18 protein-coding genes are annotated in these 15,300 nt (G+C 66.7%); 12 read left to right on the forward strand and 6 right to left on the reverse strand.

The window, feature by feature from the left end:
- The first annotated feature begins 130 nt into the window (after positions 1-130).
- Positions 131-1,204: a hypothetical protein gene (locus OKW87_RS15920; RefSeq protein WP_265540937.1), complete on the forward strand. Its 1,074-nt coding sequence runs from the start codon at positions 131-133 to the stop codon at positions 1,202-1,204.
- Positions 1,205-1,207: 3 nt separating this feature from the next.
- Here the strand turns inward: OKW87_RS15920 and OKW87_RS15925 are convergent, their stop codons facing one another.
- The 3 genes from OKW87_RS15925 to OKW87_RS15935 form a co-directional block, all read right to left on the reverse strand.
- Complete coding sequence (locus tag OKW87_RS15925; RefSeq protein WP_265540939.1) at positions 1,208-1,669, reverse strand: vgr related protein; 462 nt, start codon at positions 1,667-1,669, stop codon at positions 1,208-1,210.
- 71 nt (positions 1,670-1,740) lie between these two features.
- On the reverse strand, positions 1,741-2,289 hold the full coding sequence (locus tag OKW87_RS15930) for a PH domain-containing protein (RefSeq protein ID WP_265540941.1): 549 nt from the start codon (positions 2,287-2,289) through the stop codon (positions 1,741-1,743).
- Between the two features lie 15 nt (positions 2,290-2,304).
- Positions 2,305-2,742, reverse strand: coding sequence for a copper chaperone PCu(A)C (locus tag OKW87_RS15935; protein ID WP_265540942.1), 438 nt, complete (start codon positions 2,740-2,742; stop codon positions 2,305-2,307).
- A 158-nt stretch (positions 2,743-2,900) separates the two neighbouring features.
- Between OKW87_RS15935 and dnaK the strand changes: the two genes are divergently transcribed.
- The 4 genes from dnaK to OKW87_RS15955 all read left to right on the forward strand — a co-directional run bounded on the left by dnaK (position 2,901) and on the right by OKW87_RS15955 (position 7,363).
- A complete protein-coding gene (dnaK, locus tag OKW87_RS15940) occupies positions 2,901-4,811 on the forward strand; it encodes a molecular chaperone DnaK (RefSeq protein ID WP_265540945.1) in 1,911 nt (636 codons plus the stop codon).
- Between the two features lie 122 nt (positions 4,812-4,933).
- The gene (gene dnaJ, locus OKW87_RS15945) at positions 4,934-6,043 is read left to right on the forward strand and encodes a molecular chaperone DnaJ (protein ID WP_265540947.1); all 1,110 of its coding nucleotides are present in this window, start codon (positions 4,934-4,936) and stop codon (positions 6,041-6,043) included.
- Positions 6,044-6,112: 69 nt separating this feature from the next.
- On the forward strand, positions 6,113-6,487 hold the full coding sequence (locus tag OKW87_RS15950) for a hypothetical protein (protein ID WP_265540948.1): 375 nt from the start codon (positions 6,113-6,115) through the stop codon (positions 6,485-6,487).
- A gap of 99 nt (positions 6,488-6,586) precedes the next feature.
- The gene (locus tag OKW87_RS15955; protein WP_265540950.1) at positions 6,587-7,363 is read left to right on the forward strand and encodes a helix-turn-helix domain-containing protein; all 777 of its coding nucleotides are present in this window, start codon (positions 6,587-6,589) and stop codon (positions 7,361-7,363) included.
- 5 nt (positions 7,364-7,368) lie between these two features.
- On the opposite strand, the gene OKW87_RS15960 is transcribed toward OKW87_RS15955, so the two are convergent.
- The 3 genes from OKW87_RS15960 to radC form a co-directional block, all read right to left on the reverse strand.
- A complete protein-coding gene (locus OKW87_RS15960; RefSeq protein WP_265540952.1) occupies positions 7,369-8,172 on the reverse strand; it encodes a peptidoglycan-binding domain-containing protein in 804 nt (267 codons plus the stop codon).
- 61 nt (positions 8,173-8,233) lie between these two features.
- On the reverse strand, positions 8,234-9,544 hold the full coding sequence (gene purB, locus OKW87_RS15965) for an adenylosuccinate lyase (protein WP_265540954.1): 1,311 nt from the start codon (positions 9,542-9,544) through the stop codon (positions 8,234-8,236).
- 66 nt (positions 9,545-9,610) lie between these two features.
- Positions 9,611-10,294 carry a RadC family protein gene (gene radC, locus OKW87_RS15970; protein WP_265540955.1) on the reverse strand — a complete coding sequence of 228 codons (684 nt, stop codon included), beginning with the start codon at positions 10,292-10,294 and terminating at the stop codon, positions 9,611-9,613.
- Positions 10,295-10,462: 168 nt separating this feature from the next.
- On the opposite strand from radC, the gene OKW87_RS15975 reads away from it, so the two are divergent.
- The 7 genes from OKW87_RS15975 to uvrC all read left to right on the forward strand — a co-directional run bounded on the left by OKW87_RS15975 (position 10,463) and on the right by uvrC (position 15,290).
- Positions 10,463-10,780, forward strand: coding sequence for an AtpZ/AtpI family protein (locus tag OKW87_RS15975; RefSeq protein WP_265540957.1), 318 nt, complete (start codon positions 10,463-10,465; stop codon positions 10,778-10,780).
- A gap of 36 nt (positions 10,781-10,816) precedes the next feature.
- The gene (locus OKW87_RS15980) at positions 10,817-11,599 is read left to right on the forward strand and encodes a F0F1 ATP synthase subunit A (protein WP_265540958.1); all 783 of its coding nucleotides are present in this window, start codon (positions 10,817-10,819) and stop codon (positions 11,597-11,599) included.
- A gap of 72 nt (positions 11,600-11,671) precedes the next feature.
- Entirely contained in the window at positions 11,672-11,899 is a 228-nt protein-coding gene (locus OKW87_RS15985; protein WP_254292488.1) for a F0F1 ATP synthase subunit C, read from the forward strand.
- Between the two features lie 50 nt (positions 11,900-11,949).
- On the forward strand, positions 11,950-12,441 hold the full coding sequence (locus OKW87_RS15990) for a F0F1 ATP synthase subunit B family protein (protein WP_265540959.1): 492 nt from the start codon (positions 11,950-11,952) through the stop codon (positions 12,439-12,441).
- Positions 12,434-13,054, forward strand: coding sequence for a F0F1 ATP synthase subunit B family protein (locus tag OKW87_RS15995; protein ID WP_265540960.1), 621 nt, complete (start codon positions 12,434-12,436; stop codon positions 13,052-13,054). The genes OKW87_RS15990 and OKW87_RS15995 overlap by 8 nt, the downstream gene beginning before the upstream one ends.
- Before the next feature lie 69 nt (positions 13,055-13,123).
- Complete coding sequence (locus tag OKW87_RS16000; RefSeq protein WP_265540962.1) at positions 13,124-13,327, forward strand: hypothetical protein; 204 nt, start codon at positions 13,124-13,126, stop codon at positions 13,325-13,327.
- 40 nt (positions 13,328-13,367) lie between these two features.
- Positions 13,368-15,290 (forward strand): excinuclease ABC subunit UvrC, encoded by a 1,923-nt coding sequence (gene uvrC, locus OKW87_RS16005; protein WP_265540963.1) that lies wholly within the window; start codon positions 13,368-13,370, stop codon positions 15,288-15,290.
- The last annotated feature ends 10 nt before the right edge of the window (positions 15,291-15,300 follow it).

Here is a 15,300-nt window from a genome sequence, read left to right on the forward strand (position 1 = left end):
GGCGGTCATGCCCGGTTCAGCGACTCGGCGGAATGTTGCGCTCCGACAACGGTGGAGAGAGAGCAGCATGCGCTGGCACAGGATCGGGCATTTTGGGGCGATAAGCGGCCTTGCCGCGCTTTCAGCCTGCATGCCGATGTACGACGACGGCTCCTACGGCGCGATCGGCGACGAGCCCCCGCCGCCGGCCGCCTACAGCGCGCAGCTCTTCGATGACGACTATGGCTGGATCGACCGTGCGGATGCCCTGTGGGACGCGATCGGCGATTCTCCGCCCGATTACAGCTTCGCGTTCGAAGGCGCCGAGCCTTGGGCATGGGAGACCGGCGACGGCCATTGGATCGTCGTCGAGGATGGCCCGCAAGGGATCAGCAGCTATTATTTCGAGCCCCAGGCAGGCGGGCCGTTCCTGGCCGTCGAGCCCGGGCGGAGCTTCGGTTATGACGGTGCCGCCGTGGCGGTCGTCTATGGCCCCGACGGTCGAGTGCTCGCGCGGGACGAAGGCGCGCAGTTTCTGGGCGACGGCGCCACGCTCTATGCGCGCGCGCGGCAGCTGAGGCGCGCTATCGCGCAACGCCAGTGGCGGCCGGTCGACGCCCAGGCCTGGATCGATGCCAGCCCGCTGATCCTGGGCTTCGTGCAGCAATGGGACGAAGGGCGGCAACGGCACCCGGGCTGGCGGCGACATCGCGATATCGGTCGCGACCTGGCGCGGCAGCAAGCGCTCGAGCAGGAGCGGCTGCGGCGGCGTGGACTTTCCGCGCAGTTCCGGCACTGGCGCGACGGCGGCTTTCAGGGGCAGGCACCTGGGCGGTATGCGCGGCGCGGGACGGGTCGGACGGCAGAAGGCGATACGCCCCGGCAGCCTGGCGCGCCGCGGGCAGATCGTCCGCGGCGACCCGACCGGATCGGCCCCCCCGGATCGACCGTGGTTCCGCCCCAGACCTGGTCGCCCGCCGGCGAGTCGGCGCGGCCGGAGCGGGGACCGCGGCGGCCCGGTGCTGGACGCGAGGGAGTGCGGCGGCCCGAGGCCAGGCCGCGGACCGGCGGCGATGCTCGGCCGGAGCGGCGTGGGCCGCCACCCGAATCGGGTTCCGCTCCGCGTCCCTCGCCGCCGCCCCGCGCCAGTCCGCCACCCTCGCCCGGCATTTCCGCCGCGGGCGCGATCAAGCGCGCCGAGGCGGCGGGCGAAGAACCGCAATAAGGCTCAGGCCGGGGTGAAGGGCAGCAGGCTCTCATACTGCGCAAGCGGCGGCGCGGCGGGGATGACCACGCGCTGACGAAGCAGGAAGGCGTGGCGGACGATCTCGGCCTGTTGCTCGAGGCCGTATTTCTCGAACTTCTGCCCTGGCTTGAGCGCATAGGCGTAACGGCAGAAGGGGTGGCGCTTCAGCGGCAGGAAGATGCCCTGCTGATGCTGCCAGACATGCACCATTTCGTGGATGAAGAGGCCCTGGACACCGAGTGGGGCATGGGCGAAATCTTCGGTATAAAGCCCGCTTTTGGGATGGAAATGGATCGTACCGCGCGGGGCCATCGTCGTGTTGGCTGGCTGGAAGAAGGCCCATTTGCGGTTGGCGACGCGGGCCTGTGAATAGTCGAGCGCGCTCCCGAAGATCGAGGCGCAGAGGCGGATTTCGCCTTCGGTGAGGGGGCGGGGGACGGACATTGCCTGTTGATGCGTCCGCTCGGGAGATTTGTCCAAGCGCGCGAGGAAAAAGGCTCGCTCGCGCTGAGCCGCTATCGGACCGAAAGCCCCGCATCGTCGGCGTCATAATCCTCGTGGACCATGTCGATCTCGCGGACCCCGCGCTGGCGGCGGGCGGCGTCTACCAGGGTGCGGAGCTGCTCGCGGCGGGCGCGGGCGTGGGCGACGTCGGGGATGACCAGCGGGGCTTCGCGCGTCGTCTCGTCGGACGAGGTGATGCTGATCGTGCCGATGTCGGCGGTCTGGTTGATGATCGTGAAGTCGATGCGGACGTCCTTGACGCGGTATAGCTCGACCTCGTCGATCGACTTGATGAGGATGCCGCGGTGGAGGATCAGGCGATCGGGGGTGACTTCATAGGTGATGGCGAGATTGCCGATCCATTTGACCAGGATGATCGCCAGCGCGGCGACGATGAGCGCGGGGGCGAGCCATGCGGCGCCCTCGAGCGGGGCCTGGCTGGCGAGATAGAAGGTGCCGCCGAGCCCGGCGACCAGCAGCAGCAGCGTGCCCCAGCCGGCGAGCGTGCCGCGCAGCCAGCCCCAGGTGGACGAACGAAACCGATCGACTGCTTCAACCATGCTGCCCTCCCTCGATCATTTCGGCGGCATTTCCCCCGCGCCGACGACCATCGCCTGCACCTCTAGCCGCTTTCCACCCGCAAAGGACAGCGCCAGCGGAATGCGCTCGCCGGCTTTCACGTTGGGGCCGAGATCGAACAGCATGACATGCTTGCCGCCGGGGGCGAAGGCGACCGTGCCCGCGGCGGGGATGGCGACGTCGCGGATCGGGCGCATCGCCTTGAGGCCGTTCTGGTCGCTCGTCTCGTGCAATTCGACGCGGAGTGCCGCGCGGGTTGCGACCGCAAGGAGGGTGTCGGGCGTGTCGCCGCCCTGGATCGTGAAATAGGCCGCCCCCGGCCGTCCGGCGACCGCGGGGAGGCGGACCCAGGCGTCCTCCACCTTGAGTTCGGCGGGCTGCTGGCAGGCGCCGACCAGCAGCGCCAGCGCAACGATCCCCGGAATTGCACGCATCTAACTCTCCCAATTTGGGAGGGTTCCTAGAATTTCACCCTTCTTGCGGCAAGCGGAAGCGCACCTATATCCGCTTTCGTGAGGCCGATTGCGTTGCCTGATTGCGGGGGCGCACCGGCCAAGTCTTTGTTTTTCGAACTAGGGGCCAACGAGGGACCATGGCAAAAGTAATCGGCATCGACTTGGGGACGACCAACAGCTGCGTGGCAGTGATGGAAGGCGGCAAGCCCAAGGTCATCGAGAATGCGGAAGGCGCGCGCACGACGCCTTCGATCGTCGCCTTCGCCAAGGATGGCGAGCGACTGATCGGCCAGCCGGCCAAGCGTCAGGCCGTGACCAACGGCGACAATACCATCTTCGCAGTGAAGCGCCTGATCGGGCGCCGCTTCGACGATCCGGTGACCAAGAAGGACACCGAACTGGTCCCCTACACCATCTCGCGCGGGCCGAACGGCGATGCGTGGGTGAAGGCGGGCGGCGAGGAATATTCGCCGAGCCAGATCAGCGCCTACATCCTGCAGAAGATGAAGGAGACCGCCGAATCCTATCTGGGCGAGACGGTCACCCAGGCGGTCATCACCGTCCCGGCGTATTTCAACGACGCCCAGCGCCAGGCAACCAAGGATGCGGGCAAGATTGCCGGCCTCGAGGTGCTGCGCATCATCAACGAGCCGACCGCGGCTGCTCTGGCCTATGGGCTGGAGAAGAATGACGGCAAGACGATCGCGGTCTATGATCTTGGCGGCGGCACGTTCGACGTGTCGGTGCTCGAGATCGGCGACGGCGTGTTCGAGGTGAAGGCCACCAATGGCGACACCTTCCTGGGCGGCGAGGATTTCGATTCGAAGATCGTCCAGTTCCTGGCCGACGAGTTCAAGAAGGTCGAAGGCATCGACCTGACCAAGGACAAGCTGGCCCTCCAGCGGCTCAAGGAAGCCGCCGAGAAGGCGAAGATCGAGCTGAGCTCGGCGCAGCAGACCGAGGTCAACCTGCCCTTCATCACCGCCGACGCCAATGGGCCGAAGCATCTGGTGAAGACGATCAACCGCGCCGAGCTGGAGCGGCTGGTCGAGGACCTGATCCAGCGCACGCTGGAGCCGTGCCGCAAGGCGCTGGCCGATGCGGGCGTGAAGGCGAGCGCGATCGACGAGGTCGTGCTGGTGGGCGGCATGACCCGCATGCCGCGCGTCCGCCAGATCGTGAAGGACTTCTTCGGCAAGGAGCCGCACACCGGCGTGAACCCCGACGAAGTCGTGGCGATCGGCGCGGCGATCCAGGCCGGCGTGCTGCAGGGCGACGTCAAGGACGTGCTGCTGCTCGACGTGACTCCGCTGTCGCTCGGCATCGAGACGCTGGGCGGCGTGTTCACCCGGATGATCGATCGCAACACGACGATCCCGACCAAGAAGAGCCAGGTCTATTCGACTGCCGATGACAATCAGCAGGCGGTGACGATCCGCGTCTTCCAGGGCGAGCGCGAAATGGCCGCGGACAACAAGATGCTCGGCCAGTTCGACCTGGTGGGCATTCCGCCGGCGCCGCGCGGCGTGCCGCAGATCGAAGTCACCTTCGACATCGACGCCAACGGCATCGTCAACGTGTCCGCCAAGGACAAGGGCACCGGCAAGGAGCAGCAGATCCGCATCCAGGCATCGGGCGGTCTCAGCGACGCCGATATCGATCAGATGGTGCGCGACGCGGAGAGCTTTGCAGAGGAAGACAAGAAGCGCCGTGCCGCGGCGGAAGCCAAGAACAATGCCGAGAGCCTGGTGCACACCACCGAGCGTCAGCTGGCCGAAAATGGCGACAAGGTCGACGAAGCGCTGAAGAGCGAGATCGAGGCCTCGATCGCCGAGACCAAGACTGCGATCGAAGGCGGCGACGCCGACGAGATGCAGGCCAAGTCGCAGGCCCTCGCGCAGGTCGCGATGAAGCTCGGCCAGGCGATCTACGAGAAGCAGGCCGCTGCGGAGGCTTCGCCTTCTGCGGGTGCCGAGGCTGGTCCGGAAGCCGGCGCCGAGGAAGTGGTCGACGCCGAATTCTCGGAAGTCGACGACACCAAGGCGTAACGTGGAATGCACACCCCCCGTCATTCCCGCGAAAGCGGGAATCCAGAGCCAAGCGGCGTTTGGTTCGTGACTCTGGATCCCCGCCTGCGCGGGGATGACGGGCGGGGTTGCGGGGACCGGGCATGACCACCGAAGTCGATTATTACGAACTGCTCGAATGCGAGCGGAGCGCGGACGATGCGACGCTGAAGGCGTCCTATCGCCGGCTCGCGATGAAATATCACCCCGACAAGAATGGCGGGTGCAAGGATCATGAGGCGAAGTTCAAGGCGGTCAGCGAAGCCTATGAATGCCTGAAGGATCCGCAGAAGCGCGCCGCTTATGACCGCTTCGGCCATGCCGCCTTCAAGAATGGCGGCGGGCAGGGGCCGGGCCATGGCGATTTCAGCGGCTTCAGCGACATTTTCGAAAGCGTGTTCGGCGAGTTCATGGGCGGGCGCGGCGGCCGCGCGAACCAGCGCGGCGCCGACTTGCGCTACGATATGGAGATCAGCCTCGAAGACGCTTTCCACGGTCGCGCGAGCGAGATCACCGTCGACGTCTCCGGGCTGTGCGACACCTGCGAAGGCACCGGCGCCAAGCCGGGCACCCAGGTCAAGCAGTGCCAGCAGTGCAACGGCCATGGCAAGGTGCGCGCGCAGCAGGGCTTCTTCATGGTCGAGCGGACCTGCCCGGTCTGCCACGGCGCGGGGCAGGTGATCAGCGATCCCTGCCGCGACTGCCGCGGCGAGGGGCGGACCGACAAGACCAAGACGCTGAGCATCAATGTGCCGCCGGGCGTCGACGAGGGTACCCGCATTCGCCTGTCCGGCGAAGGCGAGGCCGGCGCGCGCGGGGCTCCGGCGGGCGACCTCTATATCTTCCTGCACGTCCAGAAGCATGCGCTGTTCGAGCGGCAGGGGACGACGCTGTTTGCTGCGGCGCCGATCAGCTTCACCACCGCGGCCTTGGGCGGCGAGATCAGCCTTCCCGGGCTTGATGGCGAGGCGCATGTCGTCAAGATCGCGCCGGGCACGCAGAGCGGCCGCGAAATCCGCCAGCGCGGCGCCGGCATGCCGGTGCTGCAGGGCCGCGGGCGCGGCGATCTGGTGATCCGCCTCGATGTCGAGACACCGACCAAGCTGAGCGCACGGCAGCGCGAGTTGCTCGAGGAGTTCCGGCTGACCGAGACGGGCGACGAGAGCCCGAATTCGAGCGGCTTCTTCTCGAAGATCAAGTCGGCCTTGGGGTAAATCCCGCGACCGGGGACGGTCGCGGGAGTACCTGGCTATGCGGCTTCGACGCGCGCCTGCGCCCAGACCGTGAAGTTGCAACGCGGCGAGCCCGGCGACCGTCGCCGCCTGCGCGCCGATGAAGAGCGTGCCGAGCAGGTTCGGTGTAACCCACGGGCCGATGAGCAAAGCGATACTGGCGACCACCCAGGCGATGTTGGCGAGCGCCGCCGCCTGAACCGGCCAGCCGCCGCCACGCCCCGATGCCCAGAGCAGAAAGACCGCGAAGGGAAGCAGGAGAATTCCCGCTTCCTGGAGCAGGGCCGGCGGAAGACCGGTGAGGGCGGCGACGAAGCTGCCGGCGGCCAGCAGCAGCAGGCCCATCGCCGCGCAGGTGGCGGCATCCACGAGCAGTATGATGCGAAGCGGTATATCACGGGGCATGGCGCTTTCTCCTTGGATTGAGCGATCAGCATGGCGCGAAGGCGCGCGCAGTCGATTACGCGGGAGGTAATTGGACTGCGATCGGGGCTCGGCTACCCAGCGGGGCGAGGAGACAAAGCGATGCAGCTTCAGGTCCGTCCGCTGGGCGAGCAGATCAAGCAGTGGCGGCATCTGCGCCGGCTTAGCCAGATGGAGCTGGCGCTGGAGGCGGAGATATCGACGCGCCATCTGAGCTTCATCGAGACGGGCCGCTCGCGGCCCAGCCGCGAGATGGTGCTGCTGTTGGCGGACCGGCTTTCGCTGCCGCTGCGCGAGCGCAATGCGATGCTGCTCGGCGCGGGCTTTGCGCCGCTTTACTCGGAGCGCAGGCTGGACGCTCCCGAGCTGGGCGCGGCGCGGCGCGCGGTGGACCTGGTGCTCAAGGGGCACGAGCCCTATCCGGCGCTCGCGGTGGATCGGCACTGGAACATGGTGGCGGCCAACGCGGCGGTGGCGCCGCTGCTGGTCGGGGTCGCGGCTGGGCTGCTGGAGCCCCCGGTCAACGTGTTGCGGCTGAGCCTGCATCCCGAAGGGCTGGCGCGGCGTATCCTCAATCTGGGCGAGTGGCGCGCGCATCTGCTGGATCGGCTGCGGCGGCAGGCATGGATGACCAGCGACCCGGCACTCGAGGCGTTGCTCGCCGAGCTCTGGGCCTATCCGTCGGCCGAGGGGGCGGGGGCGGCGGAGGATTTCGCGGATGTCATCGTGCCGCTGCGGCTGGCATCGCCGCTGGGCGAATTGCGGTTCCTCAGCACGACCACGGTGTTCGGCACGCCGCTGGACGTGACGCTGGACGAACTGGCGATCGAGGCTTTCTTTCCGGCGGATGCCGAGACGGCGGAGCGGCTGCGGGTCTAGCGCTTTTACCGCCCTGTCTCGCTCCAGTGCGGCGGATCGCTGAGCAGCTTTAACACCCCATAAGATGCCCCGATCGCGTGGAGGTCGCGGTTGGTGGCTCCCGATTGCGGCGCGCCGATCGGGTGGGGGCGGCCGCTCTTGTCCTTGACGTGGATCGTGCCCGACCAGCGGATCGTCATGTCGAGCGCGCGGCCGCCGATGTGGAGCGAGGTGAGCGAGGGCTCGTAGGCGATGTCGAACAGCTCGGCCATTTCACGCGCGGCCTTCCGCGACTTGGCCAGGTCGCCATGGTCCCAGCGGATCGCGCAGCCGGCGATGACGGGCACGTCGCGCGGGGCGACCTCGCCGTTGGCGAGCCGCCAGCTATAATGCATCAGATGCGCGCGGATCTTGTTACGGCGGGTGGCCGAGATGAGCACCGAGGCGCCGGCGTCCTTGAGTGCATGGACGAACGCGCCGGCCTTTTCGCGGAAGGGGGAGGTGAGATCGGCGATGACGCCGCTATTGGGAAAGCGGGCCTGGTTGGCGCGCCACCAGGCGGCGCCGGACAGCTGGACCGTGCCGAGGCCGCTCGTCAGCGCGGTCCAGGTTCGGCCGCCGGGGGAGATCAGCCCATCGGGGGCGGGCATAGCGAGCACCTGCGACTGATAAGCAAGGATCGCGGCGATGGTCTTTGCGCCGCAATCGCCGTCGGTGGCGAGGCGCGGCTGCGCGATCGCGGCGAGCCAGTCGTTGAGAAGATGCTGGACGACGAACACGTCCGCATGCTCGTTTACGCCGTCCTTGCCTACCGATGCTCCGATTGCCATTGCCGCGCTCCCCCGTTTGCCTGTGGGCAGGAGTTGGGGGGCGATTTCCTATTATGTAAGGCTAAGCGAAGACCCGATCGAAAATCGTGTCGACCTGGGCGAAATGGTAAGCAAGGTCGAACTTGTCTTCGAGCTCCTCGACCGAGAGCGCCGCCGTGACCTCCGGGTCGGCCTTGAGCAGCTCGAGCAGCGACAAGGCGCCGTCCGATTCCCACACCTTCATCGCATTGCGCTGGACGAGGCGATAGCTGTCCTCGCGGCTGACGCCTGCCTGGGTGAGCGCGAGGAGGACGCGCTGCGAGTGGACGAGGCCGCCCATGCGATCGAGATTCTTCTGCATCCGCTCGGGATAGACGAGCAATTTGTCCATCACCCCGTTGAGCCGGGCGAGCGCGAAATCGAGGGTGATCGTGGCGTCGGGGCCGATATACCGCTCGACCGAGGAATGGCTGATGTCGCGCTCGTGCCACAGCGCGACATTTTCCAGCGCGGGGGTGACATAGCCGCGGACCATGCGGGCGAGGCCGGTGAGGTTCTCCGTCAGCACCGGGTTGCGCTTGTGCGGCATCGCCGACGAGCCCTTCTGGCCCGGCGCGAAATACTCCTCGGCCTCGAGCACTTCGGTGCGCTGGAGGTGGCGGACTTCGGTGGCGAGGCGCTCGATCGAGCTGGCGATCACGCCGAGGGTCGCGAAAAACATCGCGTGGCGATCGCGCGGGATGACCTGGGTCGAGACCGGCTCGGGGGTGAGGCCGAGCCTGGCGGCGACATGCGCCTCCACGCGCGGATCGATATTGGCGAAGGTGCCGACAGCGCCCGAGATGGCGCAGGTGGCGATGTCCGCACGCGCGGCCTCCAGCCGATCGCGGTTGCGGGCGAACTCGGCATAGGCCTCCGCCAGCTTGAGCCCGAAGGTGACCGGCTCGGCATGGATGCCGTGGCTGCGGCCGATCGTCGGCGTATATTTATGCTCGAGCGCGCGGCGCTTGAGCGTCGCGAGGAGCTGGTCGATATCCTTGAGCAGCAGATCCGAGGCGCGGACGAGCTGGACCGCGAGGGCGGTGTCGAGCACGTCGGAGCTGGTCATGCCCTGATGCATGTAGCGCGCTTCGTCGCCGACATTCTCCGCGACCCAGGTGAGGAAGGCGATCACGTCATGCTTGGTGACCGCCTCGATCGCGTCGATCGCGGGGACGTCGATCGCGGGGCTGGTCGCCCACCAGTCCCACAGCGCCTTGGCCGCAGCCTTGGGGACGACGCCGAGGTCGGCGAGCGCATCGGTGGCGTGCGCCTCGATCTCGAACCAGATGGTGAAGCGGCTTTCGGAGGACCAGATCGCCGTCATTTCGGGGCGCGAATAACGGGGGATCATGGCGGCTTCCTTGCGGCTGGGGTGATTCCGCGCGCCTATGCCATGGATTACGCGGGCGTGAGAAGGCTAGATCAATCCTTGTGCGCGCAGGCTCGAATGACCGTCGCTGCCGAGAATGATATGATCGTGGAGCGCGATGCCGAGCCTTTTGCCGGCTTCGGCGACTTGCCGCGTGATCTCGATATCGGCGCGGCTGGGGGAGGGGTCGCCCGAGGGATGGTTGTGGACCAGGATGATCGCCGCCGAGCCGAGATCGATCGCGCGGCGGATGACTTCGCGGACATAGACGGGCGCCTCGTCGATCGAGCCTTCGTTCATCAGCTCGTCGCGGATCAGCATATTCTTCGAATTGAGGTGGAGGACGCGGACGCGCTCGATCGCGTGATGCGCCATGTCGGCGCGCAGATAATCGAGCAATGCCTGCCAGTTGGCGAGGATCGGGCGCTGCCTGACCTGATCGCTCAGCAGGCGAAGCGCGGCGGCGTGGGTAGCCTTGAGCGCGGCGATCGAGGTCTCGCCCATGCCGGGGACGCGAGCGAGCGCCTCGGCATCGGCGGTAAGCAGCCCGGCGATGCCGCCGAATTCCTTTAGCAGCGCCTTGGCGAGCGGCTTGGTGTCGCGGCGGGGGATGGCGAGCGCGAGGAGATATTCGACCAGCTCGTGATCGAGCAATGCGTCCGGGCCGCCCTCGAACAGGCGCTGGCGGAGGCGCGCGCGGTGGCCGCTGTTGTCGGGGATGTCCGCGGGCATACAGGAGGTGTTCCCTAAAAGCCCCTCCCTTTCAAGGGAGGCGCTTATGGAACGAAGTCGCCAAGGTTGACTCAGCCGCCCCCCCATCCTAATCGGCGCGTGCCTTGGCGGGCTCGCCGCTCGGCACATGCGTCTGGCCTGCCGGAAACGGCTGAATGGAGAGGCGAAATGGCCGAGATCGAGCCCGGACTGGAACCCCTCAAGGAGGATGCCCGCCTCAATGCGCTCGACGAGCGATTGCGGCAGGCAAAATCGGACGAGGCGATCAGGACCGGCGCCGTGGATAGCACGGGCGATGCTAGCTATCGCCTTGGCAACCGCGTGCTGGCCGAACTGATCGGAAGCATGGTCGGAGGTGCAGTGATCGGCGCTACGCTCGATTGGCTGCTCGGAACCTCCCCCTGGCTCCTGCTAGTGCTGCTGTTCCTCGGAATTGCCAGCGCCTTCAGGAACATCATCAGGCTTTCGAACAAGCGCTCGAAGTAGATTCTTCGGGCGCTTTGGCAATGAAACGGATCACGCGTGGCTGCTGAATCAGGCAAGATCGACCCGATGCACCAGTTCGAGGTGCAGACGATCTGGGACGGCTTCAACCTAGCCGGGCACCAGATCGCCTTCACGAACTCGGCATTGTGGATGTGCGTTGCGGCCTTCGTCCTCTGGGCATTCATGCTCGGCGGCATGAAGCGCGCCGTCGTGCCCGGCCGCTGGCAGATGCTGGTCGAGAATTTCACCGGCTTCATCGATTCGATGCTGGCGCAGAATATCGGCAAGGAAGGGCGGAAATACCTCCCTTACGTCTTCTCCTTGTTCATGTTCATCCTGTTCGCGAACATCCTCGGCCTGCTGCCGCTGGGCATTTTCGGCATCCATCCCTTCACCTTCACCAGCCATTTCACCGTCACCGGCGTGCTGGCGATCATGAGCTTCTCGATCGTGCTGATCGTCGGCTTCTGGAAGCACGGGCTGCACTTCTTCTCGCTGTTCGTGCCGCACGGTACGCCGCTGTGGCTGATCTGGCTGATCCCGGCGATCGAGTTCGTCAGCTTCATGGTGCGTCCTTTCTCGCTGGGTCTGCGACTGTTCGTCGCGATGATCGCGGGGCATATCCTGCTCAAGGTGCTGGCGGGCTTCGTGATCAATGCGGGCAATGCGGGCCTGATCCCGGGCCTCGGCGTCGGCATCCCCAGCTTCATCCTGATGGTCGGCATCTCGGCGCTCGAGATCCTCGTGGCCGGCATCCAGGCCTATGTCTTTGCGCTGCTGACGTCGCTCTACATCAACGACGCCGAGCATCTGCACTGAGTTTTTCCTACCCAATCAAAGCAATCGAAGCAGGAGTTTAAGACCATGGAACCCAACACCGTCGCGAGCATGATCTCCCCCGAAGCCGCCAAGCTGATCGGCGCAGGCCTTGCCGCCATCGGCGCCGGCATGGCCGCCATCGGCGTGGGCAACGTTTTCGGCTCGTTCCTCGAAGGCGCGCTGCGCAATCCGGGCGCGGCTGACGGCCAGCAGGGCCGCCTGTTCATCGGCTTCGCGGCTGCCGAGCTTCTCGGCCTGCTGGCGTTCGTCGTGGCGATGATCCTGATCTTCGTCGCCTAAATCTCCGACACGGGCGGGAGCGATCCCGCCCGTATCCGGACGGGAAACCAATGCCTCAAATCTCCCAGCTCGCCGAAACCTTCGCGTCGCAGCTCTTCTGGCTGCTCGTGACCTTCGGCTTCGTCTTCTTCGTCGTCGGCAAGATGATGTTGCCCAAGGTGATGTCGACGGTCGACGCGCGCGACCAGTCGGTCGCCGGCGACCTCGCCGCTGCCGAGGCGGCGCGTGCGGCTGCCGATCAGGCGGAGGAGAATTGGCGCGTGAAGGAAAATGCAGCGCGCGAAGCCGCGCAGCGGCGGATCGCCGAGGCGCGCGCCCAGGGCGTGGCTGCGGCGGAAAAGACGCTGGCGGCGGGCAATCTCGAGAGCGAGACCCGCATCGCCGAGGCCGAGACGCGGATCGCCGCGGCAAGCGCGGCGGCTGCGGCCGAGATCGAAACCGTCGCGGCCGAAGCGGCGCGCGACATCGTCGCCCGCTTTTCGGGCGCGCAAGTGACGGCCGTGGAGGCCCAGACGGCAGTGAAGGCGGCGCTCAATGGCTGATGATCCCGTAGCGCAGAATCTGAGCGACGCCGAGCATGGCACCGGCATGCCGGTGCCGCACACCGGCACCGAGGCGCTGACCATCGAGCATGGCGGGCCCAGCGAAGCGCATGCCGAGCCGTCGCTGTTCGGCGTGCTCGACGCGACCGTGTGGGTCTCGATCGCGATGCTCGCCTTCATCCTGATCCTGGTCTGGAAGAAGGTACCCTCCCTGATCACGCGCGGGCTGGACGGCCAGATCGCCGCGATCCGAGCGCGGCTCGAAGAAGCCAAGCAGCTTCGCGCCGAGGCCGAAGCGCTGCGTGACGAATATGCGCGCAAGATCGCGGGCGCCGAGGCGGAGGCACAGGCGATGCTCGTCCATGCCGATGCCGAAGCGAAGGGCGTGCTGGCGAAGGCCGAGGCCGATGCCCGCGACCTGACCGCGCGCCGCGCCAAGATGGCCGAAGACAAGATCGCGGCCGCCGAGCGCGCGGCGATCCAGGCGGTTCGCACTCAGGCAGCCGAAGCGGCGACGCGTGCGGCGGCTTCGATCATCGCGGCGAAGCATGGCGCCGAGGCGGACAAGGCGCTGGTGGATCAGACAATCGCCGGGTTGGGGCGGCTGAACTAAGCCTTTCGACTACGCACTGCCTCACCTGCGTTGGTGCAAGCGGCTGGCACCGCGTGCTAAGGACGCCCGATGGCACCGTCTTCCGAATATCGATGGCTGCAAATCGCCGGTTTCGTCACGCTGGCGCTGGCGGCTTTGCTCGCCGTGATCGCCTGGCGCGAGGCAGGCGAAGAACAGCGCAAGCGCGAGGATGTCGGCGCCCGCGCCGCGGCGATGATGAACCGCATCGAAGCCGAAGTGCAGCGGATAGAGAACGCTGCTTCCCAGAAGTGACCGCTGGCGCGCGGCGCGCTTAGTTCCTAATTCGGCTGCAATGTCCGATCCCAATTCTCCCAATCGCTTCAACGAGGAAAAGGCGACCTATGCCGTGCGCGGCGAGGGGGCGCCCGATATCGAGCTGGGCGTGGCGGCGATCCGCAACGTGGTCGCGACGCTGCCGGTGCGGCCGGGTGTCTATCGCATGCAGGATGTGCGTGGCGACGTACTCTATGTGGGCAAGGCGCGCGCGCTCAAGAACCGGGTGACCAACTATACCCAGGTGTCGCGGCTGTCGAAGCGGTTGCAGCGGATGGTGGCGCAGACGCGGTCGATGACGATCGTCACCACCAACAACGAGGCCGAGGCGCTGCTGCTCGAAGCGCAGCTGATCAAGCGTTATCGGCCGCCGTACAATGTGCTGCTGCGCGACGACAAGAGCTTCCCCTTCATCCTGTTGCGCAGCGATCACGATTTCCCGCGCGTCCAGCTCCACCGCGGGGCCAGGCGGTACAAAGGCGACTATTTCGGGCCGTTCGCGGGGGCGGGGCAGGTGCGGATGACGCTCAACGCGTTGCAGAAGCTGTTCCTGCTGCGCAGCTGCACCGACAGCTTCTTCGCGACGCGCGACCGGCCGTGCCTGCTGTACCAGATCCGCCGCTGCTCGGCGCCGTGCGTGGGGCGGATCGACGCGCCGGCTTATGCCGAATTGGTGTCTGACTCGAAGGACTTCCTGCAGGGAAAGTCGACCAAAGTGCAGGAGAAATTGGGCGTGCAGATGCAGGCCGCGGCGGAGAATCTCGATTTCGAGTTGGCGACGGTGCTGCGCGATCGGCTGAAGGCGCTGACCTTCATCCAGGGCAGCCAGGCGATCAACGCCGAGGGAATGGGCGACGCCGATATCTTCGCGCTGGCGTGCAAGAATGGGGTGATGGGCATCCAGGCCTTCTTCATCCGCGGCGGGCAGAATTGGGGGCATCGCAGCTTCTTCCCGGCGCACACCAACGAAGTGCCCGAGGATGAGGTCTTCGCGGCCTTCCTGATGCAATTCTACGAGGAAGTGCCCCCGCCGCGGAACGTGTTCGTCGATCGCGAGCTCGCCGAGGCGCCGTTGCTCGCCGAGGCGATGGGCGAGAAGGCCGGGTTCAAGGTGGCGCTGAGCGTGCCGCAGCGGGGCACCAGGCGACGGCTGATGGAGCAGGCGCAGCGCAACGCGGTGGAGGCGCTCGACCGGCGGCTGGCGGAGAGCACGACGCAGGCCAAGCTGCTCGCCGAAGTCGCCGAACTGTTCGAGCTGGCCGAGCCGCCCGAGCGGATCGAGGTCTATGATAACTCGCACATCCAGGGGACCAATGCGGTCGGCGCGATGATCGTCGCGGGGCCCGAAGGGTTCCGGAAGGGCCAGTATCGCAAGTTCAATATCAAGCGGCCCGAGACCGCGCCGGGTGACGATTTCGCGATGATGCGCGAAGTGTTCGGGCGGCGGTTTGCGCGGGCGCAGGCCGAGGATCCGGACCGGACGCAGGGGGACTGGCCCGATCTGGTGCTGGTCGACGGCGGGCGCGGGCAGCTCAACGCGGTGAAGGGCGTGCTCGAGGATCTGGGGATCGAGGACGTCAACGTCGTCGGCGTCGCCAAGGGGCCGCATCACGGTCGCGACGGGCGCGAAGTGTTTCATTTGATGGACGGGCGCGAGCGGATGCTTCCGGTCAATTCGCCGGTATTGTTCTACCTCCAGCGGCTGCGCGACGAAGTGCATCGGTTTGCGATCGGCGCGCACCGGGCGAAGCGGGCGAAGGCGATCGGCGCGAGCCCGCTCGACGACGTGCCGGGCATCGGCCCGGCCCGCAAGAAGGCGCTGCTGATGCACTTCGGCACTGCGCGCGCGGTGCGCGGCGCGAGCCTGGAGGACCTGCAGAAGGCGCCGGGGGTCAGCAAGGCGATGGCCCAGCAGCTCCACGATTATTTCCACGTCGGTTGACCACTTGCCC

The sequence above is a fragment of the Sphingomonas sp. M1-B02 genome (assembly GCF_026167525.1).
Classification (GTDB): domain Bacteria; phylum Pseudomonadota; class Alphaproteobacteria; order Sphingomonadales; family Sphingomonadaceae; genus Sphingomonas.

Excerpts from the sequence above, each read along its gene's own strand:
- OKW87_RS15955 (WP_265540950.1), top strand. The coding sequence starts at position 6,587 with ATGCAGCTTCAGGTCCGTCCGCTGGGCGAGCAGATCAAGCAGTGGCGG.
- OKW87_RS16000 (WP_265540962.1), top strand. The coding sequence starts at position 13,124 with ATGGCACCGTCTTCCGAATATCGATGGCTGCAAATCGCCGGTTTCGTC.
- OKW87_RS15935 (WP_265540942.1), bottom strand. The coding sequence starts at position 2,742 with ATGCGTGCAATTCCGGGGATCGTTGCGCTGGCGCTGCTGGTCGGCGCC.
- radC (WP_265540955.1), bottom strand. The coding sequence starts at position 10,294 with ATGCCCGCGGACATCCCCGACAACAGCGGCCACCGCGCGCGCCTCCGC.
- dnaK (WP_265540945.1), top strand. The coding sequence starts at position 2,901 with ATGGCAAAAGTAATCGGCATCGACTTGGGGACGACCAACAGCTGCGTG.
- OKW87_RS15925 (WP_265540939.1), bottom strand. The coding sequence starts at position 1,669 with ATGTCCGTCCCCCGCCCCCTCACCGAAGGCGAAATCCGCCTCTGCGCC.
- purB (WP_265540954.1), bottom strand. The coding sequence starts at position 9,544 with ATGATCCCCCGTTATTCGCGCCCCGAAATGACGGCGATCTGGTCCTCC.
- uvrC (WP_265540963.1), top strand. The coding sequence starts at position 13,368 with ATGTCCGATCCCAATTCTCCCAATCGCTTCAACGAGGAAAAGGCGACC.
- OKW87_RS15975 (WP_265540957.1), top strand. The coding sequence starts at position 10,463 with ATGGCCGAGATCGAGCCCGGACTGGAACCCCTCAAGGAGGATGCCCGC.
- OKW87_RS15995 (WP_265540960.1), top strand. The coding sequence starts at position 12,434 with ATGGCTGATGATCCCGTAGCGCAGAATCTGAGCGACGCCGAGCATGGC.
- OKW87_RS15990 (WP_265540959.1), top strand. The coding sequence starts at position 11,950 with ATGCCTCAAATCTCCCAGCTCGCCGAAACCTTCGCGTCGCAGCTCTTC.
- dnaJ (WP_265540947.1), top strand. The coding sequence starts at position 4,934 with ATGACCACCGAAGTCGATTATTACGAACTGCTCGAATGCGAGCGGAGC.
- OKW87_RS15930 (WP_265540941.1), bottom strand. The coding sequence starts at position 2,289 with ATGGTTGAAGCAGTCGATCGGTTTCGTTCGTCCACCTGGGGCTGGCTG.
- OKW87_RS15920 (WP_265540937.1), top strand. The coding sequence starts at position 131 with ATGCCGATGTACGACGACGGCTCCTACGGCGCGATCGGCGACGAGCCC.
- OKW87_RS15960 (WP_265540952.1), bottom strand. The coding sequence starts at position 8,172 with ATGGCAATCGGAGCATCGGTAGGCAAGGACGGCGTAAACGAGCATGCG.